General features: G+C 45.2%; 12 protein-coding genes and 1 pseudogene. 2 read left to right on the top strand and 11 right to left on the bottom strand.

What is annotated here, in order from left to right; genetic code table 11:
• Positions 1-411: 411 nt before the first annotated feature.
• Positions 412-981 carry a DUF1697 domain-containing protein gene (locus tag LCF57_RS22485; RefSeq protein WP_226002703.1) on the top strand — a complete coding sequence of 190 codons (570 nt, stop codon included), beginning with the start codon at positions 412-414 and terminating at the stop codon, positions 979-981.
• Positions 982-1094: 113 nt separating this feature from the next.
• On the opposite strand, the pseudogene LCF57_RS27975 reads toward LCF57_RS22485, so the two are convergent.
• Positions 1095-2838 (bottom strand): annotated as a pseudogene (locus LCF57_RS27975) (methyl-accepting chemotaxis protein).
• A gap of 283 nt (positions 2839-3121) precedes the next feature.
• Between LCF57_RS27975 and LCF57_RS22465 the strand changes: the two are divergent.
• Complete coding sequence (locus tag LCF57_RS22465) at positions 3122-3700, top strand: RBBP9/YdeN family alpha/beta hydrolase (RefSeq protein WP_226002699.1); 579 nt, start codon at positions 3122-3124, stop codon at positions 3698-3700.
• A gap of 65 nt (positions 3701-3765) precedes the next feature.
• Here the strand turns inward: LCF57_RS22465 and LCF57_RS22460 are convergent, their stop codons facing one another.
• The 10 genes from LCF57_RS22460 to LCF57_RS22415 all read right to left on the bottom strand — a co-directional run bounded on the left by LCF57_RS22460 (position 3766) and on the right by LCF57_RS22415 (position 17689).
• A complete protein-coding gene (locus tag LCF57_RS22460) occupies positions 3766-6159 on the bottom strand; it encodes a polyprenyl synthetase family protein (RefSeq protein ID WP_226002698.1) in 2394 nt (797 codons plus the stop codon).
• A 301-nt stretch (positions 6160-6460) separates the two neighbouring features.
• Complete coding sequence (locus LCF57_RS22455; RefSeq protein ID WP_226002697.1) at positions 6461-6979, bottom strand: hypothetical protein; 519 nt, start codon at positions 6977-6979, stop codon at positions 6461-6463.
• A gap of 28 nt (positions 6980-7007) precedes the next feature.
• A complete protein-coding gene (locus LCF57_RS22450; protein WP_226002696.1) occupies positions 7008-8015 on the bottom strand; it encodes a phosphotransferase enzyme family protein in 1008 nt (335 codons plus the stop codon).
• Positions 8016-8147: 132 nt separating this feature from the next.
• A complete protein-coding gene (locus LCF57_RS22445; RefSeq protein ID WP_226002695.1) occupies positions 8148-9146 on the bottom strand; it encodes an AraC family transcriptional regulator in 999 nt (332 codons plus the stop codon).
• Between the two features lie 17 nt (positions 9147-9163).
• Positions 9164-10360: an MFS transporter gene (locus LCF57_RS22440; protein ID WP_226002694.1), complete on the bottom strand. Its 1197-nt coding sequence runs from the start codon at positions 10358-10360 to the stop codon at positions 9164-9166.
• 28 nt (positions 10361-10388) lie between these two features.
• Complete coding sequence (locus LCF57_RS22435; protein WP_226002693.1) at positions 10389-13166, bottom strand: alpha-L-rhamnosidase; 2778 nt, start codon at positions 13164-13166, stop codon at positions 10389-10391.
• A gap of 266 nt (positions 13167-13432) precedes the next feature.
• Positions 13433-14434, bottom strand: coding sequence for an ABC transporter ATP-binding protein (locus LCF57_RS22430; RefSeq protein ID WP_226002692.1), 1002 nt, complete (start codon positions 14432-14434; stop codon positions 13433-13435).
• Positions 14418-15407 carry an ABC transporter ATP-binding protein gene (locus tag LCF57_RS22425; RefSeq protein WP_226002691.1) on the bottom strand — a complete coding sequence of 330 codons (990 nt, stop codon included), beginning with the start codon at positions 15405-15407 and terminating at the stop codon, positions 14418-14420. Before LCF57_RS22425 ends, LCF57_RS22430 begins: the two co-directional genes overlap by 17 nt.
• 61 nt (positions 15408-15468) lie before the next feature.
• Positions 15469-16404 carry a DUF1177 domain-containing protein gene (locus LCF57_RS22420; protein WP_226002690.1) on the bottom strand — a complete coding sequence of 312 codons (936 nt, stop codon included), beginning with the start codon at positions 16402-16404 and terminating at the stop codon, positions 15469-15471.
• Between the two features lie 13 nt (positions 16405-16417).
• A complete protein-coding gene (locus LCF57_RS22415; protein ID WP_226002689.1) occupies positions 16418-17689 on the bottom strand; it encodes a M20 family metallopeptidase in 1272 nt (423 codons plus the stop codon).
• Positions 17690-17743: the final 54 nt, after the last annotated feature.

Below are 17743 nucleotides of genomic sequence, written 5' to 3'. Positions count from 1 at the left end.
GGTTCTACCTTCTTTACAATTGTGATAATTAACGTATATTTTCCATGTTACCAGGAAGGAGCATAATCATAAAACACAGTACATTCGAGCTAAAGGTCTTCATAAATATTCTTGCATCTACGAAAGGCTTATTGAAACATCGTATTGAAAATCATATTCATCATGACTGCCCATAATGAAATTGATTATTTTGTGAGTTTTCCATAGCCTACATTATAAATTAATCTCGCTGGACTTCTATATTATAATATCTTTAAAAGATGAAGACACATACGAAACCCAAAAATGAATTTATCGAGCACGTAGGCCCGTTGCTGCGTCATTTGCTGGGCGAAAACCAAACCGCGTATTTATTTGAATACCTATCCCTTTGTTAATAAAATACTTTTGTACAAGAGAGGTGGACCTTATATGATCTATGTCGCATTGCTGCGGGGCATTAATGTGGGCGGCAATAACAAGATTAATATGAAAAAGCTCAAGGAAACATTTAAGAAGGCTGGTATGAGCCATGTGACGACTTACATCAACTCAGGAAACATCATTTTTTCCAGTGAAGTTCAATCCAACGAGGAGTTGTCGCTCCAACTGGAGCAGGCGATTCTGGAGGATTTTAGCCTACCCATCCGGGTCATTGTCCGCAATATGACTGAAATCCAGACCATTATGGAGGCATTACCGGAGGAATGGTCTAATGATACACAGATGAAAAGTGATGTATTGTTTCTGTGGGATGAAATTAACGATATCTCTGTTCTGGAGAAGCTTCCTTTGAAGCCGGAAATAGGCAATGTAATGTATACGCCTGGGGCTATTCTGTTTTCTGTCAGCAAAGAAAATGTCACAAAAAGCGGGATGACGAAACTGGTTGGCACCAGTTTGTACAAGCATATGACAGTGCGGAATGTGAACACAACCCGGCAAATTTATAAGCTGATGCAGATGGCTGAGCAAGAAGAGTTACGGGATACGGACTCCTGACTGGAATACGAAAGCAATCCTAGTAGAGTATGCTCAAAAAGGGAGCCTTCTTACGGCTCCCCGACTGTTTTTCTTCGTCCTTCATTTAAATACCCATCACTGTATGGACCTCGTTAAATTTTAAAGCCTTCGACCAGTTCATTCAGTCGGGCAGCGCTTCCCTTCACCTGATCGGACTGCTGTGCCACTTCAAGAGACTTTTCCGCCGAAGAAACCATATTCTCAGCAATGTGTTGGGTAGAAACGGCGGATTGTTCACTGGCTGTTGCAATCTCATGGATCGCTCTCACCATGGTTTGGATCGTGCATTCACCTGCTTAGAGGTAGCGTTCAAATCATTAACTGTATTCGTATGCTCAACGACATCATTGTAATATTGTTCTGCGGTATCCTCCAGCAGCTGATAATCCTTGCCCACCTGGGCTTGCAGAAAGTGCAGCAATTCTTCAGCATTAGTTGTCAGATTGGCTACAGATTGTACAACCTCTTGCGTAACACTCTGGATTTGGTCTACCGCCTGCTTAGACCCATCTGCCAACTTGCGAATCTCGTTAGCCACAACCGCAAATCCCCGGCCTGACTCACCGGCACGAGCCGCTTCAATGGATGCATTTAGAGCCAGCAAATTGGTTTGCGCCGTTATTTCCAGAATAGACTGGGAGAGTATGCGAATTTGGTCTACCGCTTTGGCTTGTTCCAGCGCTTCCTTCATCTTTTCACTGGTCTTCCGGTAAATCTCTTTGGACGCTTTATTGGACTCACTAGCCTCATGCTTTAACGCTTCGGCCTTTAGGCTTGTATCATAGGCAGACTGCGCTCTTTCTTGAGTTTTAACCGAAATGTACTCTGCCGCCCGCTGCATTTCACCCGCAGAATGATTCATGTTTTCTGTATATGCCGAAGTCTCCTCCATCGCTGCAGACAGCTGTTCGACTGTAGCTGATACGTCTCTAATCCGCTCATTGAGATCTGTCATATTATGATTCGTCTGGTCACTTAGCTGATTAATTTGACGAGATTCATTGATAACTCCCGTAATAACCATCGAGGTTGAATCTGTCATTTGTTGATGGCACGTGCAATGACAGCGATTTCGTTATTCCCCTTGAGTAGAGTCGGATCCAGTGCTGCCGTTAAATTTCCCTGGGTAATCTCTTCACAGTATTTCGTAATGATGCTCATCCGAGAACGAATATTCCGAATGGCCGAAAAGGAGATCATACTAAGTACAGCCAGTACCAGGGCCAGAATCCCGATCAAAATAATCGTGCGCATTTTAATCTCATTTTGCGTATTTTGATATAAGTTGGCCGATTGCTCATTGTTGTAATCAGAAATATCAGTCAGTATCTTAACAATTGCCGTACTGGATGTATTAATCCGGCCTCTCTCTTCTTTGTCATACGTTCCGGTATTTTTTTTGACTGCCATGATCTGCTCAATATCCTGATAATATGTGTTTATACTGCCTCTTAGCTCCTCGTATAATTTCTGTTCCTGCGAGTCGAGATTTTTTTGGGAGAATTTACTTAACCCTGATGAAACACTGTCCTTCCCCTTCTGTACCTGCTTATATTGTTTATCTGTGAACTCGTCATTATCGAGTACTTTGGTATAGTTGGCCCGCATGTTATAAAAATCACTTTTTACTTCCAGAATATTCGTTTGGTGCTGAAAGCGATCCATATATAGAATACCTTGGCCCTCTTTGGCTTGATACATGCCGAAAACCCCTACCAACGATACAATGAGCAAACCCACTAAGCTGATCATAATCATGAAGACCATCGTTGTCGTGACCTTTAAATCTCTAAATCCTTTTACTTTTTTAGTGCTGTCTGATAGTTTTGTTCTCATCAAAACTCCTCCAGTCGTCTATGTATAATAGATCACGCTGCTCCCATAAACACTATCCCCCAAACCATAAGAATTAAGAGATTACATCGTGATGATATATATATCGGTAGAAAACGCTTAATTTTATAAGAGAAATAACATTACTGCTAAAATAAAGAATATTCATTCAATGATAGTGAGCTTGGAACAGACCAAATATGTCTATGAATTTAGGTACTCATGAGCTTGGAAAATTTGCTAAACTAGAAGAGAATAAACTCAGAATAATAGGAGAGAACGTATAGTGACAAACCTGCAAAATCAAAAACAAGTGTATATCATCCATGGCTATACTGCTTCACCATCTGATCATTGGTTTCCTTGGCTACAAGACAAGCTACAGGAAGATGGCGTTTCTGTAGATATATTGGATATGCCCAACTCGCAAGCTCCCCGGCTTCATGAGTGGACCCAACATTTATTATCAAGTATTGAGGTTCTACATAAAGATACCTATTTTGTTGGCCATAGCTTGGGGTGTGTTTCCATATTAAGATATTTGCAGCAAGTAAGTATCTCAGAGCCACTCGGTGGTCTTGTCTTCGTCTCCGGTTTTACCGATCCAGTGCCAACCCTGCCGTCATTAGATGAGTTTACAATGGAACAGTTGGATTATAAGCAAATCATGGATTCGGCAAAGATGCGTACAGTTATTGCTGCAAAGGATGACACGATTGTCCCCTTTGTATTAAGTAAGAAACTAGCGCAAGATATCCAAGCTGATTTTCACGAAGTAGAACACGGAGGCCACTTTTTAGAGCGCGACGGTTTTACTTCCTTACCCATTGCATATCAAGTTTTAATGGATATGATCAAGAATTGAACCGCTGCTTTACTCTAACGCAAAATACCCCATCGCTTATATTAAGCAATGGGGTATGCACTTTTTTAACGGTCCCGATTAACCATATAATTCATTAAATGCTTCAAAAAAGCGGTGTTGCGGGGTACCTCTTTCAACGCTTCTATAGCAAGACAATAGTGTTCCCACATCTCTTTGCTGGCACCTTCCTGACCCAGGATGGACACGAAATTCGAATTGTTATTTTCAGAATCCTTGCCAACAGGTTTCCCGAGTAAGAGCAGATCTCCTTCCACATCAAGCAAATCATCTTTAATCTGAAAGGCAATCCCCGCGTGATAAGCGAATTTCTTCAAAGCAGCAATTTCCGGCTCCTTGACCTGTGCAAGCATGGCAGGCATAACCAGACAAGCCTCAAATGCCACTCCCGTTTTGTAAAAGCACACCATATTCAACTGCTCCAATGTCAATTCTTTTCCTTTAGAATCCAGATCCATCGCCTGCCCCATACACATATCCTCTGCTTTTTGGGCCGAGTATTGTATCAAGGCAAGCACAGTCTCAGCATTGAACTGGTCAAGTGACGATTGTTCCCCAATCGCTTTCTGGATCAGATACAGACCGGTTAGTTCCGCCGTAGCGCTATTGTGCACCTGATGTAAAGTCAGACGTCCTCTGCGGATAGATGCGTTATCCTGGGTTGGCAGATCATCAAAGATCAGGGATGCGGTATGCATATACTCCAATGATCTCAGCAGCGGCACGATTGCTGATGGGTCCAGTCCATATTCGTTTACGCCCATCACCCAAGTCAATATAGGCCGTATACGCTTCCCATCCCCTTCAAGACTGTAATTTGCGGCATCGATAAGCTGTTCTTTCATTGCCGGAATCCCTTGCGGTTTGGTAATTTTCAATTGCTTGTTTATCTGATGGCGAGCTGTTTTGAGTGTATTAAAAAAATCTTCCTTTTCTCTCGAATCGTTTTTCAGATAGGTAATCATCTGGTCCCGAAGCAGCTTATCGAAGAAATCAACATCGTCCGCTTTTTGCACCATCTGCTGGATGAGACGATTGAATTCCGGATTTCCGGATGCAAAGATCTCCATGATCTCGTTATACTTTTCAGTACCTACACGTTCTTTGTAACGTTTGAGTCCATTCATTGCACGATCCAGTATCACCTCACGAGCCATAGCATCGGAATCATACACGTTGTGGATCAAGTAGGAAATGACCACCCAGTATAATTCAAAGGGGTTGATAAGATCCGAACGCTTGTCATGATATTTTAAATAGTAGGTGTAGGGTGTTACCGCACCATCTCTCATATCGTCAACCATATCCGCAAAATCATCAGCTAACTGGTTATAGATACCATAAAAGAATGTTCGTTGCTCAAAGCCCTCATTCTCTGGAGCACCAATCACAGAACGAGCAATCAATCGGGAAGAAGAAGATTTTAAAATGACAGGTATATAAAGCTCTTCATTGGTGTAATTTGCTCGCGTCAGAACCTTCACGCGATCGATATCCTGAGAATGAAAAAAGACATAGGACTGCTCAAAAAATGTTTGCTGTGTGTCCGGCCGCTGATGTTCCTTAATATACTCAAAAGCATCCGTGAGCTCCGAATGTATGTATTGAATTAACTTCATATTATTTCCGGTCCAATCGCCCAACTCAGGCACTGATCCCGTGAGAAGCGCAGCACGTATCATGCGGGAGTATTGTTCTTTCTCTTGAGCGGTCAAAACCTGGGAATCGAGAAGATCGTCAATGAAAGGGTAAGTTAGACCATAGGAATAACCAAGCCTGATGGCTTCATCCAGTCTGCGAGTACGTTCCGCAGCTGATACTTTATCGTCCATTTCTTCCATCACATGCAGAATAACTCCAATTATGATCTTAATCAGTTTGCGCTGGGCTTGCTCTGCATCCATTTCCTTTGGAATATGGGAGGATACGGATCTAAGTTTGTTGATTACCCAGATCGTGGCGGTTTCTATGCCTTCCTTCTGGGCCCACCGATACAACCCGGCCAAATTCATAAATGCTGGCTGGTCTACCCCGTTTTCACTGGTTGATTGAATCAAGTGTTTTTTTATGTCAACAATGGCACGCTGAATCCGGAGCTGTGTGTCAGGAGAATTCAGAGCTTTGCCTAAATCCCTCATATAAATATAGGAGACGCTTCGATCCAGGTAAGCATCCAATTTGCCTGTATAATTCAGCCATTGAATGTATCTGTGATAATCCCGAGTATCAGGTTTTCTCTTGGTCCGCGAAAAAAAAGATAACCATGAAGAATGATGAATATGATTCATTTTCCACATTTGAATATCCTCTGTCAGGGTAGTCACATAAGTCTTGTCTCTGACCTGTGTATAAAGTGATGCAAAATACTGAGCGGCCTTCTGCTCAGCTTGCTGATATCCTTTATCGGCATGATTAATAAATTTCTCATTCATACAATGCATTACCTCAACTTCTATTTTTGTTAAACATGGTTGCATGTCTTCCCTAACAGGAACGGATTCGGGTCATGTTTTTATCTTTATACGGGAAAGAATCAATGAGGTTACGAAATTATCATACTGCTTGACAAAATGCTCTCCTTGGTTTAATCAAGCCGATGTAAAAAGCCCCGGCGCTTAGCACCGGAGCTGGTCACCATATGATCCCTTCTTCGTAGGCGTTTCAGTCCCTTTTGCATCCACCAGTTTAGCAACTGTTAAAGTATGTATGATCATTCCCCTTTCAGTATTCCAATGCCCACTTTCAACCCGCGAACTGATTTTTGAAAACCTGCGTTTGATCTAAAATCACCCACTGATTCAGCTCGTCGTATCCTTTTACAATTGCTGTGATCTGATACTTCGGATACATCCACTCAGGTGGTGTCTTTTCCGCATATGAACGAGTGTCTACCAATCCGACCGCATCATGCTGGAAAATATGTATAAGCGTTCCTTGTGGAAAAAATGCTTCAATATAACCCTCTACCTTAGTCCCAACGGGCAGTATGGTTTTGATTCGATGCCATTCCGCACTGGTGGTGTGGAGATAATGGGACCAGACTTCTTCAAACTCTTTTTCTGTAATTTTAGTATAAAAGGGCTCCATGTCATCTATCGCTTTCTCGGCTAACAAGAAATGATATTGCTCGTGCTTGCGATTAGAGGCAATATAAGTGCCGTCATCTTGGATGACAATTTGTCGATACGCTACACCATCTGAATCTATTTCAAAATACCACGTTCCCATGCCTGGCTCCGGGCAATCTTTAAGATATTTCATATGTCTCCTCCTCATCTTGTGATAAAGTTCATTCATGTGCCATTCCGGCGAGGACTAACTCCTCCTGAACCCAGCTACTTCGGGTAGACAGTTGCAGCAAGTCGGCAGAGACCTGCTTGACCTGCTCTTGTAGTACATGTGGCTGATCCGTTCCTTCCAGAAAGCGACTCAAAAAATGAAGAAATATATCTACCTTCCTGAGCAGCATCAATACAGGTAAAGCATCAATCTCGGTGTAGGACAGATGAACCCAGCGGCTGAAGCCCCGACAAAAATCCCGAACGGCTTGTGTCTCCTCCGGTTGTCCCAACAATCCTGATAAGATGACTGCTGGTTCCATGACCCGAACGTCCAGCGTACAAAATTCAAAATCAAGCAGTGCAGCCACTTGGCTATGATTAGTATTTTTTACCAACAAATTAGAAGCGTTCAGATCCCCATGTACCAGCTGATGCGGCAACTCTTCCAATGTATGAAGCGAATCTATAATCTTTTCATATACTTTTCCAATCCATCGCATCTCGTCATGCAAATCCTTTAGAGGCTCAGGCGGGTGTTGGCAAAGCTCTCGAACTCTCTCTTGGTTGCACAATGGATAGGATTGCTGCAAGGCATAATATGGTTGGTAGACTGGAGCCATATCAAGCTTGAATGCCGCAAGTACAGCAGATAACTCCCCCGCGGCCTCACCAAAAGAATAGGCAAAGCTTGAATCCTGCTCCAGCGGTGATTTGCCTTCTATGTATTCGAACAGACAAACATATTTGCCGTTTTCCTTCTCAGGCTGAGCGAGTGTTTCTCCCGTTATCGTTGGAATTGGCATCGGTATCCTGAATGATAGAGATTGCTTGCTCAGGGCCTGCAAAACCGCATGCTCAAATTCTATTTTATCCCTATCCCTGTGTGTATCGTAGACGCGCAGCACCCCGTTTCGTCCACTTCCCTTAACAAAATACGTCGTATTATTCCAGCCGCCGGATCGTTTTTGCAACGTTCCGTTCCATTCCGGCCAGTGCCGTCTTAGGATCGCTTCCAAGGATGTATCCTCCCTTTTGCCGGAGACAAAGGTATCCCGCAGCCTATCATTTCATCAGCCTTGAGCTGATGAATTTGCAGCTATTATAACAAATATAGACGCCCATTAGAATTGGGCGTCCTTTTATATCCTTCATTTCCTCAACTGTTTGTTTCGGATATTCTGCGGGGTGGCACCATACGCCATTTTGAACTTTTTATAGAAAAAGCTCATGCTGTTATATCCAACTTGTTTAAATATCATTTCGAACGGCAGGTTGGTATTCACAACTAGAGAATAGGCTGCATTGAGTTTAATGTTGGCAATAAGCTGAGTGTAAGTAAGACCGGTTACTTTTTTTAACTTATTACTTAAATACGTACTATTGTAATTAAAGTGATGAGATAGCTGTTGCAGGCTTAAATGCTGATAATGCTCTTCCATGTAATTCAGAATAGATGTAATATTATTCTCCTGCTGGTTTAAGTGAATATTATGCTCGCTTTCCAATACACGAACCAATTCTCCAAAAACAATTGGCAAATAAGCCTTGACCAATTCCATCGAATCCTCTTGCCTGGAGAAATATTCGATTAAGATTCTGTGCAGTATATATTGAAGGTTTTCATTATGCTGCGACTCAAAAATGATAAAGTGATTATGGTGCTGATGCTGGAGGACAGAGTTGGCGAGAAATTCGCCAATCAGACTTTTTTTCTTAGATAACCGTTGTAGAAACAGGGATGAAATCGTTTCTCTTTGCAGCAAGATATTAATAAGGATATCGTCTTCCCCCAAAGGAGCGATGCTGTGCGGCACATCCTTATCCAGAACACACACTTGGCCTTCACAAAGCTGAATTTCTTTGCCTGCTATGATTTGATTGCACTTACCTGAATAAACATAGTTTAATTCAATAAATTCATGCATGTGCTCCAGCATCGGAGCAAATCTATTGTGCTTGCTAATATAAATATCATGTTCGCCGAAGAAGAACAAAGCGGGCATACGATACATATTCTGATTCATATCATAGTATCGTTCGTCCTCCGCTTCTTCGGAGAGGTCATTAATCACCTGATTGTTTTGTTGCTGTAACCGTTCAATTTCCGTTTTGGTTCTCAGCAACTGATCCAACTCATGAAGGTTCATAAAACCGCCCCCTCCCCTTAACTGTGAACTGCCGCCTGAGCTTTGCTCCCCTTTCCTCTAATAGCGATTCCCAGACAGATGAGTGCAGCAATCATAAACACTATCGCAGAAACGAGGAAGGAAAATGAGGCGGTTTCATTTCCAAACAACATGCCAACTAACTTGATGACATAAGGCGAAGCAAACGCTCCCAAATTGGAGCCTACCATTGCAATCGAAATCGATATCGTCTCACTGCCTTTAGGCACGATTTTAGTTAGTATGGTAAAGATATAAGGAATAAACAGCGCAAAGCTAAAGCCAATGATAAGCATGGCAACGGTAACCATAGTCACATTCTGAGCAAACCACAGCAGTACAAAACCTGTTGCTGTTAATAGACTGGAGATAAAGGGAGCGTAATTTCTAAACCATTTATATATTTTACCAAACAAGAAGCCTGCAATCATGGTTGACAAGGAGAACAGCGTTAACGCGGTTCCTAAAAAACCGGGATTAGGCATATTCCTTTCCGCAATCATAATGCCTGTTTTGGTATACACAATCATGATAAAGGTCATAAACAGGAAAAGTGCAGCTCCTAATCCAAGTACAGGTAGGGATACCCCGCCGCTCTTGTGGCCCGTTCCTGTCGAACTCTCCACATTAGGCTCCCCACGCTCTGGTTCCGAAATGATAAAAAAGAATAACAGTGCGATAGGAATGGTGATTGCATAGCATAAAAAGGCAAACTGCCAGTTGATCAAAGCAAGCTGTCCTGCCACAAAGGTAGCCAGGCTGCTTCCGAGCCCTTGAACGGCGCTTTGAAAGCCTACTAATTGGGCACGTTCGTCCCCTTCAAAAAAATCACTAATTAAGCTGACGGCAAGTGAATTGAACATCCCGAGACCTGCACCTAACACCAAACGCAACGCGAGAATCCATGTAATGTTCGTAGTGAACATGGGAAGTATTCCGCCAATGACCACGAGCAAAAGTCCTAGCAGGACTGTATTCTTCTTGCCCAATCGGGAAGAGATCGGACCACTCAACAGCACAAACAGCATCATCGAGAAGGATGGAATCGTAACTACGCTTTCAATCAGCGAGCTGGAAACTCCTGATAATTGGTTCAGCATCATCGGTATGATCGCTGAAATGGCACTCGCTGATGTCAGGACTAAGGAAATGGACAGCAGCGCCGCTTTAAACAAACCTTTGTTTTTTATATTCATCAAGTTTCTCACCTCTAGTCTATGTTATTTAGCCTCTGGTTGCATGTGCAGGAACCTGGACAGCCTGGTAGTATCTGTATTGGAAGGCGTACTGCCCTGAACCGACCGTAAACGTCATCTCATGCTCTCCGTTCTTTTGGAAAATCTCCTGTTCCCCGGCAATCCCCATTCTCCCAGCCAGCTCCTGTGGTATATAAACTGGCGGATTCTGAATCGACGGATATTGCATAGCAATGGTCTTCTGTAATGCATCCGGCTCCATCACTCCCGGAAGTGTAATTTCAGCGGTCGTATTATGCGGGACGTGAACCGTCATCTGCATTTCTTCATTCACGATTTCCCAATGGACTTCAAGCGCACCATATGGCGTCTCCAGTTTCCCGTGGGCCGAAGTAAGATTGGCAGGCGGTTTGGGAGCTAGTCGTGATTTTTTATAACCCGCTTCAAGTACATCGATTCCGGCAATATTTTGGTACATAAAGTCTCCTACTGAACCGTACGAATAGTGATTGAACGAGTTCATATCCGTACTCCAGAACGAGCCGTCCACTTTGATGCTGTCCCAATGCTCCCACATGGTCGTCGCCCCCCGTTCAACCTGATAGAGCCATGAAGGATAATCATTTTGAAATAAAATCTGATAAGCTACATCCGTATAGCCATTGTCGGATAAAACCAGACATAGGTAGGGTGTGCCTACAAAGCCGGTATCCAGATGCATATCATTTTTTTCTAAGAGACGTACAAGCTCCTGAATCACTTGCTTTTTATATTTTTCTGGCACCAATCCGAAGTGCAAAGCCACAACCTGTGCAGTCTGGGTATTGGAGGTCAGTTTGCCAGCGTCATCGAAATAACGGTCCGCAAAAGCGGTTTTAATCCCCTCATGCAAGCTTCTATATGTGCTGTAATCGGTATAACGATTAAGCAGTTTGGCCGTCTGCGCCAAAATATGAGTCGAATACGCAAAGTATGCAGTCGCTACCAGCGTTCCATCTGTGGCCCCAAAATAGCTTCCTTCCTCGCTATCCAGCGCCAGCCAGTCTCCAAGCTGTAGACCCGTATCCCAAAGATGTTCTTCGTTCCCCTGGGCGCGGATGTAATCCACCCATGCTTTCATACTGTCATACTGCTGAGCTAAAATTTGCTGATCCCCATAGCATTGATATATAGTCCACGGACATATAACCGCCGCGTCTCCCCATGCTGCCGTCGTTTTGTCCATATTGTCGGCAAAGGTTCCTTTGAGGACATCCGGCACTACAAAAGGCACTGCCCCATTCTCCAACTGGTTGTAAGCCAAATCCTTCAGCCACTTTCGGAAGAATGAAGCCGCATTCATATTGAAGCTGGCCGTTCTGGCAAAAATCTGTGCATCACCGGTCCAGCCTAGTCGCTCATCACGCTGCGGACAATCGGTTGGCACATCCAGGAAATTTCCCTTTTGCCCCCACACAATATTGTGCTGTAGTTGATTAAGCTTCGGATCGGATGTCTCAAACCATCCGATCGTCTCCATGTCCGAATGCAAAACAACCCCCGTAAAATCATCAATTGTAACGCTATCCGGGAAACCCTCAAGCTTCACATATTGAAAGCCTTGAAAAGTGAAATGTGGCCGATATATCTCCGTCCCCTTCCCGCTGCAAATGTACGTAATCTGCTGCGCTGCGTCACGGATGTTATCTCTGTAAAAGTTTCCTTGCTGATCCAGCACTTCACCATGAACCAAATTCAAAACTGTACCTGTGGGAGCTTCAACCTTAAATTCCAGCCAGCCGACCATATTTTGACCCAAGTCAAGCACCAGCTCACCTTTGGGGGTCCGAATGAGTTCAACAGGCTTCAATCGGTTCATCACACGGACAGGCTCGTTTTCCTGAGCAACCAGATGACTTAATGGGAACAGGACGACCTGCATCATTTTCCGTTCGGTTAAAGAGCTATGTTCGGCTGTCCCCTGTTCAAGTCTGGCATCATAGATTTCGCCGTTATAAATATCCGACATTAAAATGGCACAGCTCGTTTCCTCCCAAGAAGAATCAGAGCATATGAGCTCAGAACGACCATCTTCATAGCTAATCTTCATTTGAAGCAGCAATGCATTCGTGTTCCCGTAGGTATCCTTGCGCTTCTGCCAGCCCAGATAACCGCTATACCAGCCTTCTCCCACCGTTGCTGTGATTCGGTTATGTTGTTCTCGAATGGCAGAAGTCACATCATAGGCTTGCACCTGGATACGATCGTTATAATCCGTCCATCCCGGGGTAAAGTAGGCATCACCCACTCTTTGTCCATTTAACTCCAGTTCATACAGACCAAGGCTTGTAGCATAAATGACTGCTTTTTTCACTTTTCCCTCAACCGAAAAGCGCTTGGAAGCGGCAAAAGGAGCCCTTGTCTGAAACTGTTCATTTATGCTCCGCTCTTTCACGGTGATCCACTGTGCCTTCCAGTCCTGCTCATGGAGCAGCCCCATTTCCCAAAAGCCGGACTCACTCCATTCCGATTCTTCCGGTTCCGTGTCACCCGCTCCCTGAGCCCATACTTTTACCCGATAATAATATCGTTGTCCTGATGCCAGTGGAGGACCTTCATATGGAAACAAAATAGATTGATCCGAGTAGGCAAAATGATTCCAGATCAGTGGTTCAAAAGTGGGATGAACAGATACTTGCAATTGGAACCGTTTTTGGGAAACATATATTTTGTCAGATTCAATCTGCCAACTTAACCGCGGCTTTAGACAACCTAGTCCAATCGGATTATTTAAATGTTCGCATCTAAGCGCTTTCACTTTTAGCATTCTTATGTCCTCCCTGAGGTCTTCTTTTGTATTTCTATACTCAAATTAAAACGCTTCCATCGATTATGCGCAATGTTGTATCCATGCATGTTATATGCTTGATTTACAGGTGTTGAAATCCCAGCCCTTATATTGAATCTTAAAATGGGTCTATTAGAAAAATATGTACGCTTGTGAACAGCTACACTCATTAAAAAAGCCCGAATCCGTTTGGGGCGGATTCAGGCTTGATTTCTACTACAAGAATCTATCTATTTTCAGCTAACCTATGCCTGTCCGGCTATCGCTTGTTCCGGCGAGGAGGTCGGATACAAGTGGCAGGCTACCTGCCGACCTGGTGCAGCTTCGGCAAAGATCGGCTGTACTTTGCTGCAAATATCCATGGCTGCCGGGCAGCGGTTATGAAACGCACAGCCGCTTGGCGGATTTTCCGGGCTGGGCACATCGCCCTTGAGCACAATCCGCTCACGTTCCGCTTCCGGATCAGCTACGGGTACCGCAGACATTAACGCCTTCGTATACGGATGCAGCGGCTCCTTGAACACTTCTTTGATCGGTGCCAGTTCGACCATCTTGCCCAGGTACATCACACCAACGCGGTCGCTGATGAATTTGACGACCGACAGATCATGGGAAATGAACATATACGTCAGGTCATATTGCTTTTGCAGGTCCTTCATCAGATTGAGCACCTGGGCCTGGATGGACACATCCAGGGCTGACACCGGCTCGTCACAAACGATAAATTTAGGATGAAGCGCCAGCGCCCGTGCGATCCCGATCCGCTGGCGTTGACCACCCGAGAACTCATGCGGGTAACGTTGGGCGTGATAAGGAGATAAGCCGACCACTTCGAGCAGCTCCTCCACACGCTCCTTGAGCTGTTCTTTGCTCAATTTTTCATGCGTGATGAGCGGTTCTTCCAGCACCTGCTGCACCGTCCATCTAGGGTCCAGCGAAGCAAACGGGTCTTGAAACACCATTTGCATATCCGTTCTGAATTTGCGCAGTTGCTCTGTATTCAGCTTCCGTATATCCGTGCCGTTAAACAGAATCTCTCCCTCGGTTGGTTCGATTAATCTGAGAATGGCCCGCCCTGTTGTGGATTTCCCGCAGCCGGATTCCCCTACGATTGCCAGGGTTTCACCCTGCTGTACAGTCAGGTTAATACCATCCACCGCTTTGACTGCTCCCACTTGTTTGGAGAAAAGTCCTTTTTTGATCGGATAGTGTTTTTTCAGATTACGTATTTCAAGCAGTGTACTCATGATATCCCTCCTGCTGTAACAAGCAGCGGCTTTTGTGCCCGAATTCTACTTCCACAAGCTCCGGGGCCTCTGCAAGGCAAATTTCCTTGGCAAACTGACAGCGTGGTGCAAACCGGCAGCCTTTTGGCATATCGAGCGGGTTGGGGACCTGGCCCGGAATAGAAGCCAGCCGCTCCTGATCACTGTACAATTGCGGCAAAGAGGCTAACAGACTTTGTGTATACGGATGCTTGGGATCTTTAAAAAGCGTTTTGACATCCGTTTCTTCCACCACTTGTCCAGCGTACATAATAACAACCCGATCACACATTTCAGCAACGACACCAAGATCATGGGTAATCATCAGAATAGAAGTTCCTTCAGACTTCTGCAGCTCACGCATCAAATCAAGAATTTGCGCCTGAATGGTTACATCAAGTGCCGTCGTCGGCTCATCTGCGATCAGCAGCTTCGGATTGCAAATCATCGCCATCGCGATCATAACCCGTTGGCGCATACCACCCGAGAGTTCATGCGGGTAAGAGACGGCTACCTTCTCAGGACGCGGGATGCCAACCTTCGTCAGCATTTCCACAGCCATGTCTTTCGCCTTCTGTTTACTTACACCGTGATGGTATCTGGCAGACTCCGCAATCTGCTTGCCGATTTTGAATACGGGATTCAGCGAGGTCATGGGCTCCTGAAAAATCATGGCCATCTCATTGCCACGAATCGAACGCATTTTCCGCTCTGAAAAATCCAGCATGTTCTCACCGTTAAATCGTACTTCACCAGCCGCTACTTTCCCAAGTCCTTTGGGGAGAAGCTGCATAATGGAAAGGGAGGTAATGCTCTTGCCACACCCGGATTCGCCAACGATTCCAAGTGTTTCCCCTTTGCCAACCGACAAATCGACGCCGTCCACTGCCCGGATGGTTCCGGCCGCAGTCTTAAACTCCGTCCGGAGATTGGTTACTTCAAGCAGTTGTGCCATGCCCTTTTCCTCCTCCTTGACCATCATGAACCTTCACCTTTTTTTATCTAAGAGAACAAGCTTATTCGGCCTTGCCCATCGTTTGCAGATGCTTCATGCTGCCATACAATTTTGTAATATGCTGAAACTCTTTTTCCGAATGAAAAGAGCATTGTCCACGTCCATAGGCCTTAGCTGTTTCAACAGCAAACTTGGCCGCCAGTGCAATATCGCCTTCGTGGCTGGCACCCGTCGCACTGCCTGGCACGGGAGCAGCGGCTGTAATGGCTACACCAACCACCGGAGCAGATGTTGCCACCGCTGGCTGCAAAATGCTGTTGATGTGGTACAAATCGTTGCCATAAGGCGTGATATCCTGCGTCGTTACAGCAAAAGTGACACATGGTTCACCGGTTACGGTCTGAGCAATATCGACAAGGTCTTCACTGATTCGTAGCACATAGCCTTCCCGTACCGTCGGGGAAATGGCAATACCTTTATGGTTGATGACACGGTTCCCCTTGGTCGTATCTATCGACAGGATCGCTTCCATGTCAGCAGTCACTTCATATTGGTTCATCGTCAAAATATCTACGGGTGAATCCATAAATGGAACCGGATCATGGGGCTGCGTGGGTGCATCCGGGCAAATATGTGTACAAATGATCACGTCTCCGTCAAGCACATCTCCTTTGGACTGCATACACAAAAGCTTGGCTGCCGCCGAAATTGCCGCTGCCGCTCCATCACCATCGGATACAAATCCAATCATTTCCGGTCTGGCTCCAAGCCCGCCAAGGCGGCCAACTACGCCCAGAGTTGGAGAATCTCCTCCCTGAATGCGACCGTTTTTCCCAGCAATGACGATTTTAATAAAATCCGTAGAGCCCTTTTCACCTTGCACGGTTGAGACCGTAATCTCCGCTTGACCCAGCTGCTCCAGGTAAGCTTTGACCTCTGCCCCGCTGGCAGACGGGCTATCCAAGAGTTCATAGACTTCATAGACTTGTTTCATCATGTTGCAAATCCCCTTATGCTTCTTTTTGTGTTGTTTTCAGATATTTAAGCGCCGTCAAAGCGTATACTTTCGCAGATTGAATGATCTGCCACACGGGAGCCTTTTCATTGAAGTTGTGAATAGTCCGCAGCTCGGCAGGCCCGTATTGCAATACCGGAATGTTATATTTGCGGAACGCACGTGCATCGCTGGTTGCCCATTGCAGTACACCATAGGCCTCTTTACCGCTGACTTCAGTGATCGATTCCACCAGATCATGCACAATCGGTTCGGTTGGCGGGGTCCAGTTGGCATTACCATAAAACCCAAACTGTTTGGGTTCAGCATCAATGCCCACACTGGCAAGCAATTCCTTCGCCTTTGCCAGTACGTCCCGGTGATCTACGCCAAATGGTACACGGGAATCCACCTGCACTGTACAACGGTCAGCAACCACATTAACTTTGGTGCCCCCCTGAATCGTACCAATGTTCACTGTTACATGGTCAAACGCTTGTCCGTAGCTCGGGTTTTCCCGTTCGCTTGCATAACGCTTGGAAATTTCAATGATTTCTTGGACTTCCTCCGGAATATCCGGCTTGATGTCCCACAGTTGTTGCAGCGCTTCAATTCCTCTTGCCGCCTTCAAAATAGCACTTTCACCTGCAATTGGCTGCAGACTGCCGTGACCCGGCGTGCCTTCAACGGTAAATTCAAACCAGCAGCTTCCTTTTTGCCCGATGGTCGGGTTTTGTGGGCCCGAAGGCTCTGCAATCACAGCGGCCGTTCCTTCAATCAGTTTTCTTTCCAGCACCCAAGGCACGCCAAGATGTCCCCCGGTCTCTTCATCTGGAACTACAAGCAACGACAACGCACCTTCGAGTGGTACGCCAAGCTTGGAAAACAGCGCCACGGTAAATATCAATCCAGCCAGTCCAGCTTTCATATCCGATGCGCCGCAGCCAAGCAGATAGCCGTCACGAATTTCGCCGCAGAACGGATCAAAATCCCAGCGGGTAAGATCCCCTGCTGGCACAACATCTGTATGTCCACAGAAAATCAGCTTTTTCCCATCCGCTGTTTCAGCGCCATAATCGGAAATGAGGTTCCACATATTCGGCCCGGATTCATGTACAGTTGTTTCAATTCCTGCTTCTTTAAGGTAATCCATAATAAACTGACTGATTTCACGTGAATCACCCGGAGGATTTTCCGAAGGAAACTGAATCAACCGCGAACAAAGCTCAAGCAGTTCATTCTGCCGTTTATCTATTTCATCAAGGACTAACGCTTGCCAATCTGTCATTTCATTCCAACCCCTTCACTTTTTCATTGCATGTAGTCAACTTCATCTTCCATT

This window comes from Paenibacillus sp. BJ-4, from assembly GCF_020404765.1.
GTDB lineage: Bacteria > Bacillota > Bacilli > Paenibacillales > Paenibacillaceae > Paenibacillus.
The sequence above is the reverse complement of the archived record's forward strand: the minus strand, read 5'-3'. Positions and strand labels throughout refer to the sequence as shown.

Bases quoted from the DNA above. Each gene is read 5' to 3' on its own strand.
- LCF57_RS22445 (WP_226002695.1), bottom strand. From the start codon at position 9,146: ATGAACCTTCATGAGTTGGATCAGTTGCTGAGAACCAAAACGGAAATT.
- LCF57_RS22455 (WP_226002697.1), bottom strand. From the start codon at position 6,979: ATGAAATATCTTAAAGATTGCCCGGAGCCAGGCATGGGAACGTGGTAT.
- LCF57_RS22420 (WP_226002690.1), bottom strand. From the start codon at position 16,404: ATGATGAAACAAGTCTATGAAGTCTATGAACTCTTGGATAGCCCGTCT.
- LCF57_RS22485 (WP_226002703.1), top strand. From the start codon at position 412: ATGATCTATGTCGCATTGCTGCGGGGCATTAATGTGGGCGGCAATAAC.
- LCF57_RS22415 (WP_226002689.1), bottom strand. From the start codon at position 17,689: ATGACAGATTGGCAAGCGTTAGTCCTTGATGAAATAGATAAACGGCAG.
- LCF57_RS22440 (WP_226002694.1), bottom strand. From the start codon at position 10,360: ATGAATATAAAAAACAAAGGTTTGTTTAAAGCGGCGCTGCTGTCCATT.
- LCF57_RS22435 (WP_226002693.1), bottom strand. From the start codon at position 13,166: ATGCTAAAAGTGAAAGCGCTTAGATGCGAACATTTAAATAATCCGATT.
- LCF57_RS22460 (WP_226002698.1), bottom strand. From the start codon at position 6,159: ATGCATTGTATGAATGAGAAATTTATTAATCATGCCGATAAAGGATAT.
- LCF57_RS22430 (WP_226002692.1), bottom strand. From the start codon at position 14,434: ATGAGTACACTGCTTGAAATACGTAATCTGAAAAAACACTATCCGATC.
- LCF57_RS22425 (WP_226002691.1), bottom strand. From the start codon at position 15,407: ATGGCACAACTGCTTGAAGTAACCAATCTCCGGACGGAGTTTAAGACT.